The following is a 275-nucleotide window of genomic DNA, read 5'->3' as shown; positions in this document are numbered from 1 at the left end:
AAGTTTAGCAGCTTCTAATATTGGAGCAACAACAGTCGATTTATCCTGGACTGCTTCTACAGATAATGTAGGCGTTACCGAATATGAGATATTTCAGGGAGGTAGTAGTATAGGAACATCGACAACCACTAGTTTTAGTGTTACCGGTCTTACTGCTTCTACAGCATATAGCTTTACCGTAAAAGCCAAAGATGCTGCTGGTAATGTATCAGCAAACAGTAATGTTGCTAATGTTACTACCACAGCTACTCCAGGGTGTGCTGGGATTAACAGTT

General features: G+C 40.7%; 1 protein-coding gene. It reads left to right on the top strand.

The window, feature by feature from the left end:
* On the top strand, positions 1 to 275 hold a 275-nt coding region (locus tag Z054_RS28480; RefSeq protein WP_035091903.1), incomplete at both ends, for a fibronectin type III domain-containing protein.

It is taken from the genome of Aquimarina macrocephali JAMB N27, assembly GCF_000520995.1.
Lineage (GTDB): Bacteria > Bacteroidota > Bacteroidia > Flavobacteriales > Flavobacteriaceae > Aquimarina > Aquimarina macrocephali.
This window is presented reverse-complemented; position numbering and strand designations above follow the sequence as displayed.